General features: G+C 38.9%; 19 protein-coding genes. 17 read left to right on the forward strand and 2 right to left on the reverse strand.

Annotation, left to right across the window (positions count from 1 at the left end):
• Nucleotides 1–714 precede the first annotated feature (714 nt).
• The 11 genes from MKX82_RS05460 (at nucleotide 715) to MKX82_RS05510 (ending at nucleotide 11,993) form a co-directional block, all read left to right on the forward strand.
• On the forward strand, nucleotides 715–2,043 hold the full coding sequence (locus MKX82_RS05460) for an ABC transporter substrate-binding protein (RefSeq protein WP_233317115.1): 1,329 nt from the start codon (nucleotides 715–717) through the stop codon (nucleotides 2,041–2,043).
• A 59-nt stretch (nucleotides 2,044–2,102) separates the two neighbouring features.
• Nucleotides 2,103–3,050 carry a carbohydrate ABC transporter permease gene (locus MKX82_RS05465; protein ID WP_233317114.1) on the forward strand — a complete coding sequence of 316 codons (948 nt, stop codon included), beginning with the start codon at nucleotides 2,103–2,105 and terminating at the stop codon, nucleotides 3,048–3,050.
• Nucleotides 3,051–3,065: 15 nt separating this feature from the next.
• Entirely contained in the window at nucleotides 3,066–3,902 is an 837-nt protein-coding gene (locus tag MKX82_RS05470; RefSeq protein WP_127735451.1) for a carbohydrate ABC transporter permease, read from the forward strand.
• 20 nt (nucleotides 3,903–3,922) lie between these two features.
• Nucleotides 3,923–5,185: an arabinan endo-1,5-alpha-L-arabinosidase gene (locus tag MKX82_RS05475; RefSeq protein WP_341075548.1), complete on the forward strand. Its 1,263-nt coding sequence runs from the start codon at nucleotides 3,923–3,925 to the stop codon at nucleotides 5,183–5,185.
• Nucleotides 5,186–5,188: 3 nt separating this feature from the next.
• A complete protein-coding gene (locus tag MKX82_RS05480; protein ID WP_233317112.1) occupies nucleotides 5,189–5,827 on the forward strand; it encodes a YesL family protein in 639 nt (212 codons plus the stop codon).
• A 9-nt stretch (nucleotides 5,828–5,836) separates the two neighbouring features.
• Complete coding sequence (locus MKX82_RS05485; protein ID WP_396953773.1) at nucleotides 5,837–6,808, forward strand: glycoside hydrolase family 43 protein; 972 nt, start codon at nucleotides 5,837–5,839, stop codon at nucleotides 6,806–6,808.
• A 297-nt stretch (nucleotides 6,809–7,105) separates the two neighbouring features.
• Nucleotides 7,106–8,086 (forward strand): aldo/keto reductase, encoded by a 981-nt coding sequence (locus tag MKX82_RS05490; protein ID WP_233317110.1) that lies wholly within the window; start codon nucleotides 7,106–7,108, stop codon nucleotides 8,084–8,086.
• A 204-nt stretch (nucleotides 8,087–8,290) separates the two neighbouring features.
• Nucleotides 8,291–9,811, forward strand: a complete 1,521-nt coding sequence (locus tag MKX82_RS05495; protein ID WP_233317109.1) for a glycine betaine uptake BCCT transporter — start codon at nucleotides 8,291–8,293, stop codon at nucleotides 9,809–9,811.
• Nucleotides 9,812–9,894: 83 nt separating this feature from the next.
• Nucleotides 9,895–10,632 (forward strand): tRNA pseudouridine(38-40) synthase TruA, encoded by a 738-nt coding sequence (truA, locus tag MKX82_RS05500; RefSeq protein WP_341075559.1) that lies wholly within the window; start codon nucleotides 9,895–9,897, stop codon nucleotides 10,630–10,632.
• A gap of 186 nt (nucleotides 10,633–10,818) precedes the next feature.
• A complete protein-coding gene (locus tag MKX82_RS05505; protein ID WP_233317107.1) occupies nucleotides 10,819–11,064 on the forward strand; it encodes a DUF1450 domain-containing protein in 246 nt (81 codons plus the stop codon).
• 41 nt (nucleotides 11,065–11,105) lie between these two features.
• Nucleotides 11,106–11,993 carry a pirin family protein gene (locus tag MKX82_RS05510; RefSeq protein ID WP_233317106.1) on the forward strand — a complete coding sequence of 296 codons (888 nt, stop codon included), beginning with the start codon at nucleotides 11,106–11,108 and terminating at the stop codon, nucleotides 11,991–11,993.
• 84 nt (nucleotides 11,994–12,077) lie between these two features.
• On the opposite strand, the gene MKX82_RS05515 is transcribed toward MKX82_RS05510, so the two are convergent.
• Entirely contained in the window at nucleotides 12,078–12,704 is a 627-nt protein-coding gene (locus MKX82_RS05515; protein WP_233317105.1) for a helix-turn-helix transcriptional regulator, read from the reverse strand.
• 246 nt (nucleotides 12,705–12,950) lie between these two features.
• On the opposite strand from MKX82_RS05515, the gene MKX82_RS05520 reads away from it, so the two are divergent.
• Both MKX82_RS05520 and MKX82_RS05525 read left to right on the forward strand, forming a co-directional pair.
• On the forward strand, nucleotides 12,951–13,571 hold the full coding sequence (locus MKX82_RS05520; protein ID WP_233317104.1) for a superoxide dismutase: 621 nt from the start codon (nucleotides 12,951–12,953) through the stop codon (nucleotides 13,569–13,571).
• Nucleotides 13,572–13,639: 68 nt separating this feature from the next.
• Nucleotides 13,640–14,179, forward strand: a complete 540-nt coding sequence (locus tag MKX82_RS05525) for an NADPH-dependent FMN reductase (RefSeq protein WP_233317103.1) — start codon at nucleotides 13,640–13,642, stop codon at nucleotides 14,177–14,179.
• Nucleotides 14,180–14,225: 46 nt separating this feature from the next.
• On the opposite strand, the gene MKX82_RS05530 is transcribed toward MKX82_RS05525, so the two are convergent.
• Nucleotides 14,226–15,185, reverse strand: coding sequence for a ribose-phosphate diphosphokinase (locus tag MKX82_RS05530; protein ID WP_233317102.1), 960 nt, complete (start codon nucleotides 15,183–15,185; stop codon nucleotides 14,226–14,228).
• 210 nt (nucleotides 15,186–15,395) lie between these two features.
• On the opposite strand from MKX82_RS05530, the gene MKX82_RS05535 reads away from it, so the two are divergent.
• From MKX82_RS05535 to MKX82_RS05550, 4 genes are all read left to right on the forward strand, one after another.
• The gene (locus MKX82_RS05535; protein ID WP_233317101.1) at nucleotides 15,396–16,079 is read left to right on the forward strand and encodes a response regulator transcription factor; all 684 of its coding nucleotides are present in this window, start codon (nucleotides 15,396–15,398) and stop codon (nucleotides 16,077–16,079) included.
• On the forward strand, nucleotides 16,080–17,096 hold the full coding sequence (locus MKX82_RS05540) for a sensor histidine kinase (RefSeq protein ID WP_233317100.1): 1,017 nt from the start codon (nucleotides 16,080–16,082) through the stop codon (nucleotides 17,094–17,096).
• Nucleotides 17,097–17,181: 85 nt separating this feature from the next.
• The gene (locus MKX82_RS05545; RefSeq protein ID WP_233317099.1) at nucleotides 17,182–17,865 is read left to right on the forward strand and encodes an ABC transporter ATP-binding protein; all 684 of its coding nucleotides are present in this window, start codon (nucleotides 17,182–17,184) and stop codon (nucleotides 17,863–17,865) included.
• Nucleotides 17,862–20,459 carry an ABC transporter permease gene (locus MKX82_RS05550; RefSeq protein WP_233317098.1) on the forward strand — a complete coding sequence of 866 codons (2,598 nt, stop codon included), beginning with the start codon at nucleotides 17,862–17,864 and terminating at the stop codon, nucleotides 20,457–20,459. The genes MKX82_RS05545 and MKX82_RS05550 overlap by 4 nt, the downstream gene beginning before the upstream one ends.
• Nucleotides 20,460–20,477: the final 18 nt, after the last annotated feature.

The raw sequence follows: 20,477 nt of genomic DNA on the forward strand, positions 1-20,477 counted from the left end.
ACAAAAAGCAACAACAGAAAGGAAATCAATGGTACTTATCCTTTTCGTTATGAAAAAATAGAGTAAACAGCTAAAATAACTCTTGATTTTAATAATTTAATTAATTAAGTTGTTTCGAAAACCACAAAATTAACAAAAGTATAAATAATTAAACCTTAGTTTACGGAGTATAAAATATTAGTTAACGTTTTTGTTAATTAAGATATAAAAATATATTGTTAAATTTATATAAAAGTTATTGACAGCGTTTTCAGCTTATTGTATAAATAACATGTAAGGTATTTTCTTATAAAAAGGAGGCTCTGATCAAAGTTTAATAGAGCAATTAATTTATCGATTACGTTTTTATATAGTTAATATCAAATACATAAGCAGAAAGAGAAAGGCAATATAGTGATGTGCTAAGAATGATGATTCTCAAGCATTCTCCTTAAAACAGCACAAAACATTTACTGTGCCTTATCGGTACTGTTTGAAAAGTTGCACGTTTATTGCTATATGAACAAATCGATAAAATGCGGCATAAAACTTGTTTTGGTTATAGGGAGAATACAATATATATTTTTCCTGCTGTTTTCTTATCTGTTGCACCAAATGGTTAAGAGGGAGTGGGTTGACGAAAGTGTCAGGATAATCCACTGGATCTTCTGGATTTTAATTTTTACTAAGAGTATATACATGGCAGTACAAAAAATAATTGGGGGAGTACTGATTATGAAGAAACTGAATTTAATGCTGGCTATTTTGTTGGTTGCAAGTATGTTTCTAGGTGCATGTTCAAGCAAAAGCAGCGGAAATAGTGATGAAAAAGAAATTACTTTTATGTTTAGAGGCGGCGAAGATGAAAAAGCGGCTTATACTGCAGCCATCAAAAAATTTGAAGAGCAGCATGAAGGTGTTAAAGTAAAAATCATCAATACAGATGCTGACCAATACTCTACTAAACTATCTGCAGCTGTATCTGGCGGCAATGTGCCTGATGTGTTCTATCTTGATTCAGGAAGCATTGCAAACTATGTAGATAATGGAATTATCAGAGACATTACCGAGGATGTAGAAAAAGCAGATTTCGATTTGAACAGCTTATGGCAGTTTGGAGTAGACATTTACCGCTATGATGGAGATACAGCAGGTAAAGGAGCACTTTACGGATTACCGAAGGATGTTGGACCTTTTGCTTTAGGATATAACAAAGATATGTTCGAAAAAGCAGGCATTCCAATTCCAGACAAAGATAAAGCGTATACATGGGATGAATTCCTGAAAGTCAGCCAGGAATTGACACAAGATACAGATGGTGACGGAGAAGTAGATCAATGGGCGAGCGGATTTAACGCAACATGGTCATTACAGTCATTTGCATACAGCAATGGCGCTTCTTTCCTAAATGAAGCAGGAGATAAAGTAACAGTGGATACTCCTGAATTTGCAAAATCTCTGCAATTCTTCTCAGATTTGTCAAACAAATATAATACAACGCCAAATTCATCTCAAGCAGAAACATTGGATACTTACCAAAGATGGATGAATGGCGAGCTAGCTTTCTTCCCAGTAGGTCCTTGGGATATGAGCACATACGCTAAGCTTGACTTTGAATATGACTTAATGCCATGGCCGTCAGGTGATGCTGGCAAGTCTGTTGCTTATGTTGGTTCATTAGGACTTGTAGTTTCTGAGATGACTCAATATCCGGAATTGGCTACAGAGTTAGCTATCTACTTATCAGCTGATGAAGAAGCACAGCAAACATTGCTTGATGCACAAGTTCAAATTCCAAACCTTGTCGATATGGCGGAAGAATGGGCTGCTGATACAGAGTCAGTTCCAAACAACAAACAAGAGTTCCTTGATATTGTCCAAGATTATGGTGTGCCTTATCCAACATTTGCGACATACAATTCCCAATGGTTAGATGAGTTCTGGACAAATATTACACCAGTTGTTCAAGGCAAAAAGACGGCAGAAGAATACTTGAAAGAAATTCAGCCGAAAATGCAAAAGCTTCTAGATGAAGCAAACGAACAAGCGAAAATGTCAAAATAATAGATTAATAGGCATCTGTGGCAAGTCGCAGATGCCTATTGCTAAAAGGGGTGAAAAGCATGTCTGGCATTAATCCGGTTGTCGGTACTAAAGATGTAAAGCCGACAAAACCAAAAAAGCAAAAATCCAGCGCACTATATAAGCAGGAACATCGAGTTGCCTTTTTATTCGTACTCGCTCCTGTTATAGGTTTCCTATTATTCTCTGTATATCCGTTTGCCTACTCCATATACGCTTCTTTTACCGATTGGAATGGGTTAAACCGCATGAATTTCGTCGGCTTAGATAACTTTGTTAAACTGTTCCAAGATCCGTACTTTTACCAAACGCTCTATAATACGGTCTTTTATATGATTGGTATTCCAATTGGCCTTGGTTTGGCATTGCTGTTGGCTATTGCGTTAAACAGGGGCTTGCGCGGCACTACATTTTTCAGAACGGTTTACTACATACCAGTTATATCTTCCCTTGCAGCCATTTCCATCATGTGGGCATGGGCATATAATGGGGATTTCGGTTTAGTTAACCAAGTGTTGGAGATTTTCGGAATTCAAGGGCCGAACTGGCTTGAGAATAAGTCAACAGTTAAGCCGGCCATTATTTTAATGGCAGTATGGAAAGGTTTAGGATATTCTATGCTGTTGTATTTGGCTGCTATTCAAAGTGTTTCTAAGTCATTTTATGAAGCAGCAGACTTGGATGGAGCTAACTCATTCCAGAAGTTCTTGAACATAACCTGGCCGATGGTTAAGCCAGTTACATTCTTCTTAGTTATCACAAACATTATCGGCGGTTTCCAAATCTTCACGGAAATCAATATTATGACACCGACTGGCGGCCCTGAATACAGTGCTGCATCCATCGTTTGGTATGTATGGCAAAAAGCCTTTAAGTATTATCAAATGGGTTACGGTTCTGCCATGTCATTGATCTTGTTTATCTTCATTTTCATCGTGACAGTCATTCAATTCTACTTAAATAGAAAATCAGATTATAGCTTGGACTAGGAGGTGTGTTAGTGAATGAAAAAGCAAAAGAGAATTACAGACATAATCGTTTATGTAATCCTGTCGCTTGGTTCAATCTTGATGATTGGTCCTCTGCTTTGGATGATTTCTACTTCGTTAAAGGATAAAACAGGTGTATTTGCCTTACCGCCGCAATGGATACCAGATCCGTTCCAGTTTGATGCCTACACGAAGCTGTTTCAGCTGGACACTTTAGGATATGGGATAAAAAATACCATTATTGTTTCATTGTCTGTAACAATAGTTGGAACCATTACATCAAGTATGGCTGCGTTTGCCTTTGCAAAGCTGAGAATGCCATTTAAGGATTGGATATTTCTAATTTTGTTGGCATCTATCATGATTCCATATCCAATTATCATGATTCCACAGTTCGTTATGTTCTCAAAAATCGGTTGGGTTGATACACTCCTTCCGCTTATCGTGCCAGGATTGTTCGGTAATATCACGATGATTTTCTTCCTGCGGCAATATTTGGCCAATGTGCCATACTCGCTTATTGAAGCCGCGAAGGTGGATGGAGCCGGATACTTGCAAATATTCTTTAAGCTGATATTCCCGGTCATTCGCCCTGCGGTCGCAGCACAGTTTATTCTTTGGTTTATGGGTGTTTGGAATGACTATTTGGCGCCATTAATTTATTTGAACAGCCCAGAGAAGCAGACATTACAGGTTGTTATCGCGAATTTAAAAGCAACCTATGCGATACAGACAGATTATCCGTTAATCATGGCTGGCTCCGTTGTTTCCTTGCTGCCTGTGCTTATTGTATTCCTGATATTCCAAAAGCAAATTATCGAGTCAGTTGCTTTATCTGGTGTAAAAGGATAAAGGTTAAGGAGGCTTATTAGTTGAAGGAGAATACAAAAAGATGGTTGGAGACTATTCAACCCTATCAATGGGGTACACTTGGGGCACATGACCCTACAATCGTAAAGGAAGATGGCATTTACTATATGTTTGCAACAGACACCTTTTTTGAGGAAAAGCCTACACAAGGGGTGCCGATTAGGAAATCTAATGATCTTGTCCACTGGGAGTTTGCAGGTACTGCATTGGCAGGAATTCCGACAGAGGCGAATGCTTGGTCGAATGCCCGCGGCCTGTGGGCGCCGGAGGTTATTCGTTATAAAGACAAATATTATATGTATTATTCTGCTTCAACATTTGGCAGCACAGTGTCATGCATTGGTCTTGCAACTGCTGAGCATCTTTTGGGGCCATGGAGCGATCAAGGAATTGTTATTAAAACAAATCCAGACTTAGCCAAACATAATGCGATTGACGCTAATATTGTTGTAGATAAGGATGGAAGGTACTGGATGTGTTATGGCTCTTTCTTTGGCGGCATTTATATGACCGAGCTTAATATGGAGACAGGACGTCTAAAAAATGAACAAGATTATGGCACGCTGCTCGCAAAGCGTCCTAAATCTGTTGATACAGCAATTGAAGGTGCCTTCATCTATTATCATGAAGAATTGGATTATTATTACTTGTTTACTTCCTATGATAGTTTGAATGACAGCTATAATGTGAGGGTGGCAAGGTCAAGGGAAATAACAGGACCTTATTTAGATATAAATGGGAACAGTATGTTAGAAACAGAAACCCGGCCGGACTCTATTGGTGTAAAGCTTGTTGGCAGCTATCAATTCAAGGAGGATATCAGCTGGATTGGTCCTGGCCATAACTCTATTTTTACAGAAGGCAAGAAGAATTACATGGTTCACCATGTACGGATTGAAGAACGTTCTCCGTATCACTTTGCTTTCATTCGGGAGATATTTTGGCTGAACAATGGCTGGCCTGTTGTTTCTCCTGAGCATTATGAAAAAATGGATGCGCATTCGTTGTCAGATAAAGATTTGCTTGGAAAATGGGAGATTATCGCTTTTGATGATACAACTACGATTAAGGAAAGCGAGTTTTTTAACATAAACGAAAGCAACCTGGCAGAGTTCGAGCCATTGGGAGAACAGCAATATCTTCATAAAAAAAGTGGTACTATATTCATTGTTTTTACATGCAAAAACTGGAAAGAAGATAAAGAAGGAATTGGGTTCTCCGGATTAACTCCAAACGGAAACACAATTTTTGGAAAGAGGGTTTAGTATATGGCGTGGTCAAATAAAATCATGATTTATCTGGATAAAGCGGTAAATATCATTTACTTGAATCTGCTTTGGGTTGCTGGCGTGTTGCTTGGACTTGGCTTTTTTGGGGTGTTTCCTGCCACATATGCCTTATTTCATCTGCAAAAAGATGAGGCATATAAAGCGGATTATCCGTCCTATCTGCAAATTGCCAAAAGCTTTTTCACTGCATATAAGAAAGGCTTTATGAAAATGAATGGCTTAGCCCTCATTTATGGAGCGATTCTTTATGTGCTGTGGATTGATATGCAGCTTGTCAAACAAATGGCTATTGGATTGGCAGTGCTCTATTATCCGCTTCTCTTTATCATGATTTATGTTTTGGCTGCCATCGTTTATACATTCCCTGTTGCCATACATACGGAAGGGACATTTAAGCAAAAAGCGAAATTGGTGCTGGCTTTGCCGCTGCTTATGCCATTCCAAAGTATTTTCAGTCTGCTGTTTTTCTTAGTACTGCTGGCAGCAGCTTATAAATTCAGCATTATTCTCCCACTATGCTTCGTTAGCATCTATATCATCTGCATTGAAAGGTTCATATCAGGTGAATTAGTGAAAAAAGGAGCTATTAAAGGAGAAATAATCAAAGAGAACATTTAAAGGGAGATAATGACGATGATTGAGACAACATCTAAATATAATAATCCAATAGTTTTACAGCGTGCAGATCCTTGGGTTTATAAGCATACAGACGGTTATTATTATTTCACAGGCTCTGTTCCTGGTTATCAAGAAATTGAAGTGAGAAGAGCAAAAAGTTTGAATGATCTTGAAAACAGTGAGAAGGCGACTGTTTGGAGAGCACATGAAGAAGGGCCGCAAAGTCAGTTAATCTGGGCACCAGAGATTCACTTCGTGCAAGGCAAATGGTATGTTTATTTTGCGGCAGCACCAAGCAGCCATCCGAAAAACCATATTTTCCAGCATCGCATGTTTGCAATTGAATGTGGTGATGAAAATCCTCTTACAGGTAAATGGGAGGAAAAAGGGCAAGTGAAAACACAACAGGAAAGCTTCTGTCTTGACGCTACCGTGTTTGAACATAATGAAAAACTGTACTATGTTTGGGCACAGAAGGAGCCTGCTATCCCTGGAAACTCTAATCTGTATATTTCTGAAATGGAGAACCCATGGACATTAAAAGGCAAACAGCTTTTGCTGACAATCCCTGAATTTGGCTGGGAAAAAATCGGTTTTCTAGTGAATGAAGGTCCAGCAGTAATAATCCGCAACAATAAAATTTTTATCACTTATTCTGCAAGTGCAACAGATGGAAACTATTGCATGGGTATGCTTTGGGCAGATGCAGATGCAGACCTTTTAGATGGCTACTCGTGGACTAAATCGAAAGAACCTGTTTTCAAAAGTGCGCCAGAAAACGGTCAATTTGGTCCAGGCCATAACAGCTTTACTGTAAGTGAAGACGGTCAAGAAGATATCCTCATTTATCATGCCCGTCCATATACAGAAATGGATGGAGATCCGCTCGATAATCCAGATCGTCATGCCAGAGCACAAGTGTTTACTTGGGATGAGAACGGTTTCCCTGTATTCGGAAAACCGATAGCTAATAATAACTAAAGGTAAGCAAAAAGACAACTAGAAGACCTAGTTGTCTTTTGCCTAGTATCTTGTGTAAATCGATTACAAGAAATTGCATAAAAATAGTACCAGCTCCACCTGCGCTAGGTACCGATGATGACCACGAATGTCATCCAACCTAAAAACAGTATAAATGAAAACGTTTACAATGTCAAACGAAATAACCATATGTCAATGGAAAAATAATCAATGGATAAAAAAGCCATAATCTTTGTCCAAATGCCCATAACGGTTATATACTTATATATAATTCTTTAGAAAGAAGGTGCACATACTTTGGAATATGTTAAATTAGGCAATACTGGCATGGATGTATCTCGACTTTGTCTCGGCTGTATGAGCTTTGGAGTCCCAGAAAGAGGCAGTCACACTTGGGTATTAGATGAGGAGGGGAGCCGTCCGATTATTCAGAAGGCCCTCGAGCTTGGCATTAACTTCTTCGATACAGCAAATGTGTATTCAGATGGAACAAGTGAAGAAATTGTGGGAAGAGCATTAAAAGATTTTGCAAACCGTGATGAAGTTGTCCTTGCTACGAAGGTTCATGGCCGAATGCACCAAGGTCCTAACGGTGCAGGACTCTCCCGCAAGGCAATTATGAGTGAAATCGACAATAGTCTAAGAAGGCTAGGAACAGATTATGTGGACCTTTATCAAATACACCGTTGGGATTATGACACTCCTATTGAGGAAACGATGGAAGCCCTTCATGATGTTGTTAAGGCAGGAAAGGCACGTTATATCGGTGCATCCTCCATGTATGCTTGGCAATTCTTAAAGGCACAGCATGTTGCCGAAAAAAACGGCTGGACAAAATTCATCACCATGCAAAATCATCTTAACCTATTGTACAGGGAAGAAGAACGGGAGATGCTTCCGTTATGCAAAGAAGAAAAAATCGGCGTCATACCGTGGAGTCCTTTAGCAAGAGGCAAATTAACTCGCAACTGGGAAGAGACAACAGCCCGTTCTGAAACGGATGAGTTTGGCAAGTCACTTTATGCTCAAACAGCGGCTGCTGACAAAATAGTTGTTGAACGGGTAGCACAGATTGCAGAAATACATGGAGTATCACGTGCCCAAATCGCACTTGCTTGGGTATTGCAAAAAGAGACAGTCGCATCTCCAATTATTGGATCAACGAAAATGTCTCATTTAGAGGATGCAGTTGCAGCGCTCGCAGTAACATTATCACAGGAAGAAATTGCCCAGCTTGAAGAACCATATATTCCTCATCCTGTATTAGGATTTAAATAAAATATGGAAGAAACCATTCTTGTTGATGGTTTCTTTTTTTAGTGTAAGGGAAATGAAATACTGATAATAAGAACATACTAACACTACCTATACGAGAAAAGCTTACTTAGCAAAAGGTTTAACTTACTAGATAAAGGGTATAAGGCTAAGGTTGATTTTCTTTTCAAAAGGCATAAAGGGAAAAGTTGGGAGTAATTTATTTTTATGAAAAAAGTTTCAATAGTATTTTATATTTCGACAGCATTATTGCTGCTGCTTGTTCTCGTTGGGATTGCAGCACCATCTCTGCTTGAGAATTTAACAAACTCGATACAAAGCTTTATTACAACTAGTTTTGGCTGGTATTATTTAATTGTTGTATCGTTTTTCCTAGTTGTCTGCCTCTATTTATTAGTTAGTCCAGCAGGACGCATCAAGCTTGGAAAACAGGATGATAAGCCTGAGTTTTCGAGAATATCTTGGCTTGCCATGCTGTTTAGTGCAGGCATGGGGATTGGACTAGTGTTTTATGGGACAGCAGAACCGATAAGCCATTATGCGATAAGTTCACCAACTGGAGAGATAGGGACAGATCAAGGCATGAAGGACGCAATGAGATATACCTTTTTCCATTGGGGCATTCATGCATGGGCGATTTACGGGCTTGTTGCCCTTTGTTTAGCATACTTTACTTTTCGCAAAGGGAATGTTTCATTAATTAGTGCCACTATAAAGCCTATTATTGGTAAAAGGTCAGACGGGATTGCAGGTAAAGCTGTTGACACGATTGCTGTTATTGCCACCGTACTCGGAGTTGCTACAACACTTGGTTTTGGAGCGGTTCAAATCAATGGAGGACTTTCCTTTGTATATGGTGTACCTTCAAGTATAATGACACAATTCATTATTATATGTATTGTAACAGCCTTGTTTATTTATTCAGCATTGAGCGGTCTTGGAAAAGGAATCAAAATCTTAAGCAATGCCAATATGATTTTAGCTGGTATTTTGTTTTTGCTGTTATTTCTCGTTGGGCCAACCTTGTTTACATTAAATCTATTTACAGATACTTTAGGATCATATCTACAAAATCTCGTGAATATGAGCTTCCGTATTGCTCCTTTGAACCAGGAGAATAGAACATGGATTAACAGTTGGACGATTTTTTATTGGGCGTGGTGGATTGCATGGTCTCCATTTGTTGGTGTCTTTATCGCAAGAATCTCGAAAGGAAGAACAATCAGAGAGTTTGTTGCATATGTATTGTTCATTCCAGCAGTAATTGGTTTTCTTTGGTTCTCGGTATTCGGAGGGACTGCGATGCTGTTGGAGCATGATACACCTGGATTAATTTCTGGGCTGGCAACAGAAGAATCATTATTTGGTGTGTTAGAGAATTATCCATTAAGCAGAACCCTTTCTATCTTGGCGATTGTATTAATTGCTGTGTTTTTCATCACATCTGCTGATTCTGGAACCTTTGTTCTTGCGATGATGACTACTAATGGCTCTCTTAACCCGAGTAATCGTCTAAAGGTAATTTGGGGAGTTTTATTAGCAGCAATGGCACTTGTGCTCCTTTATTCTGGTGGCCTGCAAGCATTGCAAAATACGATGATTATAGCAGCATTGCCATTCTCGATTATAATAGCGTTAATGGCAATAAGTTTATTGAAGTCAGTCAATCAGGAAGTTAAGGAGTTCAGGCTCGCTAATTTAAAAAGTAAAAGCAATCCTAAAGGATAGGATTGCTTTTTTTTCATAAAAAGTTGTGCTTCTTGTTCAGACAAGCTACACTTTAGAAAGATTATGAAAAGCAAGGAGATACTATGAACAATTATAAAATGATCATTCAATATGATGGCGGCAGGTACAGAGGATGGCAGCGCCTCGGCAACGGAGACAGCTCCATCCAAGGGAAAATCGAAAACGTTCTGACTGAGATGGCTGGTGAAGAGGTGCAAATAATTGGCTGCAGCAGAACAGATGCTGGCGTCCATGCAATGGAGCAAATTGCGAATTTTAAAATAAAAACTTCGATGAGTGAGTTACAAATAAAGGCGTATTTAAACAAATATTTGCCGAACGATATAAGTGTTCTTCATCTAGAAACAGTTCCTGACCGTTTTCATGCCCGCTATAATGCGAAGGATAAAACATATTTATATAAAATTTGGAACGAGGAGCATACGAACCCTTTCATGCGCAAATACAGCATGCATGTCGACCAAAAGCTCGATATCTCGAAAATGAAAGAAGCGGCCAGCCATTTTTTAGGAAGTCATGATTTCACTGCTTATTCTAATGCGAAAAGCAAAAAAAAATCAATGGTCCGCGAAATATACGCTATATGGATAGAAAAAGAAAACGGGTTTCTCCATATAAGAGTAAGAGGCGATGGCTTTTTATACAATATGGTAAGGAAAATCGTCGGCACATTAATTGAGGTCGGTTTAAATACAATAAAGCCTGATCAAATTCCTGCTATCATTGAATCAAAAGAAAGAGTCCAAACAGGCCTAATGGCAGAAGCAGCCGGCTTATATTTAGAAAAAGTTGAATTTTAATGTTCGAAAGGAAGCTATGATTATTAGCTTCCTTTTTTTGCCTTGATAAGCATAATGATTGCTTTTTACGTAGGATTGGAGTAAGGTTATGTTCGTTAATTATACCAATTGGTATAAAAAGTGAACTTATTTTATCTTATTTATATAGATTTTTATTTTATTAGGTGATTAGGGGGGAAACAAACAATGGGGATTGTAGTTGTGGAAATATGTGATGGCAGCTTAATCACTGCTGTCCCGCTTGAGGAAATCCTCGAATCAGAATATCCAGAAGTAGCAGTGATTGAGAATACCTGTCTTTCTTTCTGTGGCATGTGTGCAAAGAGACCTTACGCTATCGTTAACGGTAAAAGAATTTTTGCGAAAACTGCTGAAGAATGCGTAGCATTAATTAAAAACCAGATTGAAGCAGAGTTAGCATTATATGCTTAACATCAGAAGTACTGGCATATAGTGAAAAAGGGGTGGGAGAAATGGAAAAAGAGTTAGTAGATCAACAAAAAGAGGTTTTTCAAAGGGATGTTAAGGAACATTGGTATGTTCAATATGAGGAAGCAGAATTCCCAGCTATTCAGAAAGGGTGGGTGCTGCCTGTAGAAAGATGGAAGGATTTTGACCCATTTATTTTAATGGCAGAGGATTGGTTTAAAAGGGGAACATTCTCAGACCATCCCCATCGCGGCTTCCAAACCATCACATATGTTGTAGACGGAAGATTAGAGCATATTGATAATGGCGGAGGACGAGATATTCTTGAACCTGGGGATGTGCAATATATGAATGCTGGCTGGGCGGCTAGACATGCAGAAGAAGGGGTGGGCGATGATATTGCTCATACATTGCAGTTATGGCTGAATCTGCCGAAGAATCTAAAGCACAGTGAGACATTTTATCAAAATGTATATAGTGAGGATGCGCCTACTGTTGATTTCAATGGCGGAAAAATAAAGGTGTTTTCAGGAGATATCGCAGGCGTTCAAGGACCCCTACATTCTCTTGTTCCTATTACATTGTCAGAAATAACTTTAGAAGAGGGAGCAAGCTATGTTCATCACATGCCAGAAAACCATAATGCTTTTTTATATGTGTTGTCAGGTGATATGGATTTTGGTATTAATCGTGTGAATTTACAAAAGCATGGTACAGCTACATTGACTTATGCAGAACATGGAACAGCAGACAAGCTGAGTGAACTTACCGTTAAAGCAAATCAACGAAGATCAAAGGTGCTTATTTATTCAGGAGCACCAATAAACGAAGAAATTGTACCATACGGTCCATTTGTTATGAATACGATGGAGGAGATAAAACAGGCCTTCCGCGATTTCCATCACGGGGAGTTCGGACCGCCGGCTAAATGAGCGAAAGGAGCATAGCTAGTGCTATGCTCCTTTATATTTACTAAAAAAGGAGACAACCTCCGTATGTCACAGAGGTTGTCTTTTTTAAAACTTAACAAGAAATCTGCAGTGGCTGTCGCCATCTGTTCTGCAGCAAGACCTGCTGATATTTTCTGTTTTGAGGACATCTTTAAACATTTCTGTTTCACATTTGCAGGCAATTTTAAATTCCTTCGCAACCTCAAGAATAGGGCAATTATATTCAATCAGCTCATATGTGTTTTCCTCGAGCTGGTTTAACTCTGCCATATAGCCTTTTTCATTTTGGATTTTTGTGATTTCCTTCATCTTTTGAAGTGGTTCCTTACTGTCCATTCTGACAGCATATTCGTGAATAAGCCGAGCCTCTCTTTTCTCAAATAAGCGCTGAACGGAGCCATCGCCATACAGCTCCTCGATATCCCGCAAAAAACCAATGCTGATTCCTTCATAATTTTTCGGGAAATGCATTTCAGCCTTTTCTGTTAGAGAGTATAGCTGCATCGGTCTTCCCATGGATTGCTTGAATTCCTTCGTTTGAATCATACCATCCTTTTCCATGATAGTAAGATGCTTGCGAACAGCCATATGGGTAATTTCAAGGCGCTTAGTTAAGTCACTAACAGTGAGTGAGCCTTCTTTTTTTAGAAGATGAAGTATTTTGTCTTTTGTATTTTTTTGTTTTGTGTCCATCTATATAACCTCCATTAACCAGTTGGAGTAATCCTTCCTTGTGAACGACAAGCAAAGCAGCCGATTTTATTAATTATACCATAAAGTATAAAATGTTAACATTTTTATGATTAACAGCATAGAATGGGCAGATAAGGTGAAAAAAGTGGAAAAAATCAATTGCAATTTTGTGGTTGATAGGTTATTCTTTAACTATACTTTTTATACTAATAAGTATAAATACTACATATTTAGGGGGATTACAAAATGTCAAAATATGAACTGCCAGCATTAAACTATGATTTTTCTGCATTAGAGCCTCAAATCGACAAAAGTACAATGGAGATCCATCACGGCAAGCATCACCAAACATATGTGAATAACTTAAATGCTGCTTTAGAAGGAAAAGCTGATTTACAAGAAAAATCTCTAGAAGAATTGTTAAGTAATTTAGATTCAGTGCCAGAGGAAATTAGAACTGCTGTAAGAAATAACGGAGGCGGCCATCTTAACCATACTTTGTTCTGGGAAGTAATCGCACCAGCAAAAGAAGGAAATGCGCCTTTAGGGGAATTGGCTGAAGCAATTACAGAAGCGTTTGGAAGCTTCGATGAGTTCAAAAAAGCGTTCGCTCAAAGTGCGACTACTCGCTTTGGTTCAGGCTGGGCATGGCTTGTTGTTAATGAAGAAGGAAAGCTTGCAGTTACTAGCACTCCAAACCAAGATAACCCAATTATGGAAGGCAACAATGCAATCCTAGGCTTGGATGTTTGGGAGCATGCTTACTACTTGAACTATCAAAACAGAAGACCTGATTATATTTCCAGCTTCTTTGAAATTATTAATTGGGATGCTGTTGCAGAAAAATACGCAAGCTTTAAAAAATAAGCTTGAATTGTGAGATGTCCTTTTTAGTGAGGGCATCTTTTTTCAAAAATAAAAGGGAGGCAATCAAGATGAAGCTTGTCGGTATCTCCGGTTCTCTTGTTGGAACCAAAACAGCAAAAGCAGTCTATGAAGTGCTAGCAGCAGCAAAATCTGCTGACCCAAGCATAGAAACAGAGCTGATAGACCTTAAGGAATTTGAGGTTGAATTTGTAAAGGGAACTCCGCTTAGCTATTACAAGGACGACACGATAAAAGTAGTGAAGACTGTATTGTCTGCAGATGCTTTAGTTATTGGCAGCCCTATTTATCAGGCATCTATACCAGGTGCTTTAAAGAATCTGTTTGATCATTTGCCTGTTGATGCTTTTGAAGGAAAGGTAACAGGTATTGTTATGACTGGCGGTACGGATAAGCATTTCTTAGTGGCAGAACATCAGCTAAAACCCATTCTCAGCTACTTAAAGGGTCTTATCCCGACAACGAATGTGTTTGTTCATAATGATGATTTCAATCAGGATAATGAATTGGCTAGTAGCGAAGTGTCAGCTAGAATAAAGAGCTTAGCGAGTGAGCTGATTGTACTGCAAAAAGGCTATGCCGGGAAATAAAAAAGAGATGTAGGGGGAATACTCCCAAACATCTCTTTTTTTGAACTTATTTAAAAAGCACGCTGACAGGCTTTTGCTCGTAAACCCGAGAAATAGCGTCGCTTAATAACGGAGCGATTGTCAGCTGTGTGATTTTGCTGATTTTTTTCTCTTCTGACAGCGGAATGCTGTTTGTAACAATCAATTCTTTCAGATGTGACTCTGTAATGTTTTCGATTGCCCGCTCTGACAGCACAGGATGTGTGCAGCATGCGTAGACTTCCTTTGCACCATTATCAAGGAGTGCTTTTGTAGCGGTTGTGATTCTGTATGCTGTGTCGATAATGTCATCGACAATAATCGCTGTTTTTCCTTCAATGTTTCCAACGATATTAACTTCACGAGATTCTCCAAAATCCCTAGGGCCCCGTTTATCAATGATAGCAATTGGAGCTTTCAGGCGGTCTGCCAATTCCCGTGCTCTAGTCGTGCTTCCATGATCTGGTGCAACAACAACGACATCATTAGCAAACTCTTTTGTTAGTAAGTATTGCGCTAATATCGGCATTGCGACAAGCTGGTCAACTGGAATATTAAAGAAGCCTTGTGTTTGCGGTGCATGGAGGTCCATTGTAATGACGCGGTCAGCTCCCGATTTCTGGATGAGGTTTGCAATCAGCTTCGCAGTGATTGGTTCCCTCGGCTGAGCTTTTCTGTCTTGGCGTGCATACGCATAATATGGCATAACAACATTGATGCATTTGACAGAAGCCCGTTTAAGGGCGTCAATCATAATAAGCAGCTCCATAATACTTTGGTTTACAGGGTCGCTTGTCGGTTGAATAACAAATACATCACAGCCGCGCACGCTTTCTTCTATATTGATTTGAATTTCTCCATCACTGAATTTTTTAACAGAACATTTTCCAAGCTCTGTTCCCAAATTTTCGACAATTTCTTGTGCTAGCTCTGGATTGGCGTTTAAGGAGAATACTTTTAACTTAGATCCTTTATATGTATTTGGCAACTCGGTTTCCTCCTATAACAGTTCATTATTAGTAGTATGTGCAGCGTTTTCAAAAAAAACTGCCTCTATAAAGTATTGTAGGGTACTGGATGTGTCAATGCAACCAGTTATGTGAATATTTCCTCCTAATAGTCTTCTTTGACTAAAACTGTCAGCATCAACTAAGATAATAGGAGGTTATGGCGTATTTTGGCAAGGGATGTGTATAAATTGAAAATTTTATTAGTGGAAGATGATAGAACAATCGCAGTTGGCCTTGAATACAGTTTAAATCAAGACAATTACGAAACAATTGTTTGTCATACTGCAGAAACGGCCAAACAAACAATGCAAGATGGTCTGGACCAAATAGATTTATGTATCTTTGATTTGTCATTGCCAGATGGCAGCGGCTATGAACTATGTGAATTCGTAAAACAGCGCTGTGACAAGCCTGTTATTTTTTTAACAGCATTAGATGATGAAGTGAATGTAGTTATGGGACTGGATATGGGAGCAGATGATTACATAACAAAGCCTTTTCGCGTTCGTGAATTACTTTCTAGAATTAAATCGGTGTTACGCAGATATAACAAGCATGCACAAACAAAGCCTGTTATTGATATTAATCCTATTTCTATTAATACATTGGAAGGCAAGGTATACAAAAGTGGGGAAGAAGTATTAGTGACTGCGTTAGAATACCGGTTACTCCTAATATTGGCTAATCATGCCGGCCAAGTGCTGACAAGATCTCAGCTGCTTGAAAGGATTTGGGATGTAGCCGGGGACTTTGTCAATGACAACACATTGACGGTCTATATTAAAAGACTGAGAGAAAAGCTAGAGGATGATCCACAAAAGCCGGAACTTATTAAAACAGTTCGAGGCTTAGGATACAAGGTTGGTGATTAAATGCTTCGCAACCGAGAATTGCTTATTAACTTACTGATCCTTTCTGCCATAGCTCTGATGTCTACTATATTTTTCTATTTGTTTATTTCTCGAGCTGCCGCGATTTATGTATTTGCAGTTAGTCTGCTTTTCATAAGTGTCCAGGCTGTGTTTACCTATTGGCGCTACCGGGAAATCGCCCGTCTAAGTAGCTATTTGCGTAGAATAACGAATGGAGACTACCAGTTTGACATAAGAGATAATCATGAAGGAGAGCTGAGCATTTTAAAAAGTGAGATATATAAAGTCACATTAATGCTCTCCCAGCAAGGCTCTTCCTTAAAAAAAGATAAGTCAACATTGACAGATGCCATTTCGGATATTTCCCATCAATTAAAGACACCATTAACCTCGATGATGGTTATGGCAGATTTATTAAGCAGTAAAAACTTAGACGAGGAAAAACGAAATGAGTTTACAAGAAATATTCGTATTCAGCTTGAGCGGATTGACTGGCTCGTATCCTCTTTATTAAAGCTGTCCAAAATAGATGCCGGTTCTATTTCCTTTAAGCAAGAAAAGGTATCTGTTGTACAAATGCTTGAGAAAGCTGCTGAAGCTGTTCTGATTCCTATGGATATTAAGCAGCAGACATTAAAGCTTTCAGGCAAAAAGGATGTGAGCTTTCAGGGAGATTTAAATTGGACGGCAGAAGCACTTCTAAATATCTTGAAAAACGGGGTTGAACATACGGCAGAAGGCGGGGAAATTGCTATTTCCTTTATGGAGAATGCTCTGTTTACTGAAATATCCATTTATGATAATGGGAAGGGCATACCAAAAAAGGATCTTCCCTACATATTTAAGCGTTTTTATAGAGGAGCTAATGCCGGCGAAGATAGTGTTGGGATTGGTCTTGCCATGTCATACAGTATCATTTCGGCGCAAAACGGAGATATAGAGGTATCAAGTAAAGAAGGCAAGGGCACAACATTTACTATTAAATTTTATAAGCAATCCACAAAAAGCGTTAAGTGACTAAATTGTCACTTTCCTAGTCACCGCTATGTCATTTTAGGCAGATAAACTAGCAATAAATCAACATATGAAAGGGGTACTGAATATGGAAATCTTAAAAATAGAAAATCTGTCTAAAGTGTACGGAAAAGGAGATACGGAGGTGAAGGCACTTGATGATGTGTCTTTTACTGTAAAAAAGGGAGAATTCGTTGTAATAATTGGCCCATCTGGTTCAGGTAAATCAACATTGCTTCATCTCCTTGGCGGCGTAGACAGACCAACAAGCGGAAGAGTATTAGTTGATGGAACCGATATATATGGATTAAACGAAACGAACTTGGCGATTTTCAGAAGAAGGCAAATTGGTCTTATCTATCAATTCTATAATCTGATTCCGATTTTGACTGTTGAAGAAAACATTACATTGCCCTTATTGCTGGATGAGCATCAAGTGGACGACAATAAATTGGAGGATATCATCCGGGTTCTTGGCCTTAAGGACCGCCTCAAGCACCTGCCAAACCAGTTATCAGGAGGTCAGCAGCAGCGTGTTTCCATCGGTCGTGCTCTTATCAGTAATCCAGCTATTGTACTGGCAGATGAGCCTACAGGAAATCTGGACAGCACAAACAGCAAGGAAATAATGGAATTATTGAAGATGTTCAATAAAACGTTTAATCAAACCTTGATTGTCATTACTCACGATGAAAGGATTGCCTTGCAGGCAGACAGAGTCATTGCGATTGAAGATGGAAAGGTCGCCAAGGATGAGGTGATTCGTCCGTGAATATTATTCAAAAGCTTACAATAAGACATTTAAAGGAGAATAAGCGGCGTACGATTGTTACTCTTATTGGTGTCATTATTTCCACGGCAATGATAATGGCGGTCGCAACACTTGGTGTTTCCTTTCTCGACTTGATTATCCGCCAGTCCATTTCTCAGGACGGGGAATGGCATTTGAAATATGAGGATGTTAATCAGACCCAAATAACGGAAATAGAAAAGGATGACACTACGAACAAGCTTTTCCTTTCAAAGGATTTAGGATACTCGGAAATAAAAAACCCCACAAACGCATACAAGCCATATATTTTTTATAAGGCATTTAATGAAGCCGGTTTTAAAGCTTTTCATATAAAACTTAGTGAAGGGCGCCTTCCTGAAAATCCTAATGAAATTATCCTTTCAAAGAGTATGACAGATAAGGCGGAATTATCCTATAAAATTGGAGACAAACTTACAGCAGACATTGGCCAAAGAGCTGAAATCGGGAATGAGCAAGGCGCCAAGGAGTTGACACAGCAGTTTAGCATTCTTATGGATGAGCAGGGAAAGCGGACGGAAGGTGTAATAAATACTACTGAAAAGTCCTTTACGGTTGTTGGCATCATGGAAGACCCGACCTGGGCGTATACATGGGAGCCAGGCTATACTGCGATAAGTTATATCGATTTTACTTCACTTGCCAAAAATGATAAAGCAAATGCAGTTATCGTTTTAAATAAAGTAACAAGCTCTCTTTTCGATGATGCAGAGGCACTTGCGAAAAGGTTAAATATAGACAAAATCACCTATAATGAAGAATTGCTGCGCTACTATGGTATAACAGATAATGACAGCTTACGAACAACATTTTTTGGTACAGCTGCCGTCATCATTGCTGTTATTATTATTGGTTCTGTTGCATTAATCTATAATGCATTCGCAATCAGCGTGTCAGAGCGGGCAAGGCACTTAGGGATGCTTTCAAGTGTGGGAGCAACAAAAAAACAAAAAAGAAATGCTGTGTTTTTTGAAGGTGCAGTGATAGGAGCAATCAGTATCCCAATTGGGGTTCTGGCGGGAATTGCTGGTATAGGTGCAACATTCCTATTCCTAAATTCGTTCATTGAAGGGGCTTTAAACGTTACAGTGAAATTGAAGCTGGTCGTTACACCTTATTCTATATTAGCAGCTGTAGCACTGTCTGCGTTTACTATTTTTATATCAGTCTATTTGCCTGCTCGCAGGGCCTCTAAGATTTCTGCTATTGATGCGATTCGCCAAACACAGGATGTGAAGCTAACAGGTAAAGCAGTGAAAACATCCAGGCTCATTAGAAGGTTGTTTGGAATAGAAGGAGAAATAGGCCTGAAGAATTTAAAGCGGCATAAACGCAGATATCATGCCACTGTCTTTTCATTAATAATCAGTATTGTACTGTTTTTGTCTGTGTCGTTTTTTACATCGAATATAAAAAAATCAGTTCAGATGTCACAGGAAAATGTTAATTTTGACATCCAAGTATTTAGTTCGCTACAAAAGGAACCGAGTGATTATCTGCCCTTAACGAAGCTTGCGTATGTCACAGACAGTACAATTACAAGAGAGCTGTATGCTTTAAGCACGATGATTGATGAATCCAAAATTGCAGCTGAACTGAAGGAAATGGTAAAAGAGGACAAGAGTCTTCTTACAGACGGAAAGTTAGCTTATGCCGTCCATCTTGTCAGTCTTGATGATAAAAGCTTCCAAAGTTATGCAAAGGAAGCTGGTGTTTCCTTAGAAAAGCTTCAAGCAGAAGATTCCTATACGGGAATTCTAGTAAATCAAATTACTTATCAAAACCCTGATACTGGAAAGTTTGTAGAAACGAAAACGGTTCATGCAAAAGAAGGAGAAAATCTGGAGTTGTACTATAACGATGGGGAGGAAGAATCAAAAGTTAGTGAGGTACAGATTGCTGGTATGACGAATAAGCTCCCCCGTGGTATTCATACAACAGGAGTAGGCGGCATTGATATTATCGTCTCAGACAAGACGTTAACCGATCTCTCAAAGAACGAGCAGATGAAGGATTTTATCGAGACATCACTTTATTTGAACAGCTCTGATCCACTTGCAACACAGAAAGAACTAGAGGACATTATACAAGCAGATATGTATGTTTATAATGTTTTCCAAAACAAGGAGAAGAACGAACAGTTGCTGTTGTTTATATCTGTTTTCACGTACGGTTTTATCATCCTCATCTCGCTTATTTCAGTAGCGAATATCTTTAATACTATCAGCACAAGCATAAATTTAAGAAAACGGGAATTTGCCATGCTTCGGTCTGTCGGAATGACACCGAAAGGCTTTAACAAAATGTTGCAATATGAAAGCATGTTTTATGGGATGAAAGCATTGCTTTACGGTCTGCCAATCAGTATTGGTGTTATGGTGCTTTTATATATGTCTATCAGACAGACATTCGAGTACGGCTTTGCTTTGCCATGGTTGAGTATTCTCTATTCAATTGTTGCTATTTTTGTCATTGTAGCTTCTGCCATGATGTACTCTACTAGTAAGGTTAAAAAGGAAAACATCATTGATGGATTAAAGCAAGAAAATATCTAAAAAAGCGCCGGATTTGTT

It is taken from the genome of Niallia sp. FSL R7-0271 (assembly GCF_038005785.1).
Classification (GTDB): domain Bacteria; phylum Bacillota; class Bacilli; order Bacillales; family Cytobacillaceae; genus Niallia.

Coding starts and splice junctions, on each gene's coding strand:
- MKX82_RS05460 (WP_233317115.1), top strand. CDS start 715: ATGAAGAAACTGAATTTAATGCTGGCTATTTTGTTGGTTGCAAGTATG.
- MKX82_RS05465 (WP_233317114.1), top strand. CDS start 2,103: ATGTCTGGCATTAATCCGGTTGTCGGTACTAAAGATGTAAAGCCGACA.
- MKX82_RS05470 (WP_127735451.1), top strand. CDS start 3,066: ATGAAAAAGCAAAAGAGAATTACAGACATAATCGTTTATGTAATCCTG.
- MKX82_RS05480 (WP_233317112.1), top strand. CDS start 5,189: ATGGCGTGGTCAAATAAAATCATGATTTATCTGGATAAAGCGGTAAAT.
- MKX82_RS05485 (WP_396953773.1), top strand. CDS start 5,837: ATGACGATGATTGAGACAACATCTAAATATAATAATCCAATAGTTTTA.
- MKX82_RS05495 (WP_233317109.1), top strand. CDS start 8,291: ATGAAAAAAGTTTCAATAGTATTTTATATTTCGACAGCATTATTGCTG.
- truA (WP_341075559.1), top strand. CDS start 9,895: ATGAACAATTATAAAATGATCATTCAATATGATGGCGGCAGGTACAGA.
- MKX82_RS05505 (WP_233317107.1), top strand. CDS start 10,819: ATGGGGATTGTAGTTGTGGAAATATGTGATGGCAGCTTAATCACTGCT.
- MKX82_RS05510 (WP_233317106.1), top strand. CDS start 11,106: ATGGAAAAAGAGTTAGTAGATCAACAAAAAGAGGTTTTTCAAAGGGAT.
- MKX82_RS05515 (WP_233317105.1), bottom strand. CDS start 12,704: ATGGACACAAAACAAAAAAATACAAAAGACAAAATACTTCATCTTCTA.
- MKX82_RS05520 (WP_233317104.1), top strand. CDS start 12,951: ATGTCAAAATATGAACTGCCAGCATTAAACTATGATTTTTCTGCATTA.
- MKX82_RS05525 (WP_233317103.1), top strand. CDS start 13,640: ATGAAGCTTGTCGGTATCTCCGGTTCTCTTGTTGGAACCAAAACAGCA.
- MKX82_RS05540 (WP_233317100.1), top strand. CDS start 16,080: ATGCTTCGCAACCGAGAATTGCTTATTAACTTACTGATCCTTTCTGCC.
- MKX82_RS05545 (WP_233317099.1), top strand. CDS start 17,182: ATGGAAATCTTAAAAATAGAAAATCTGTCTAAAGTGTACGGAAAAGGA.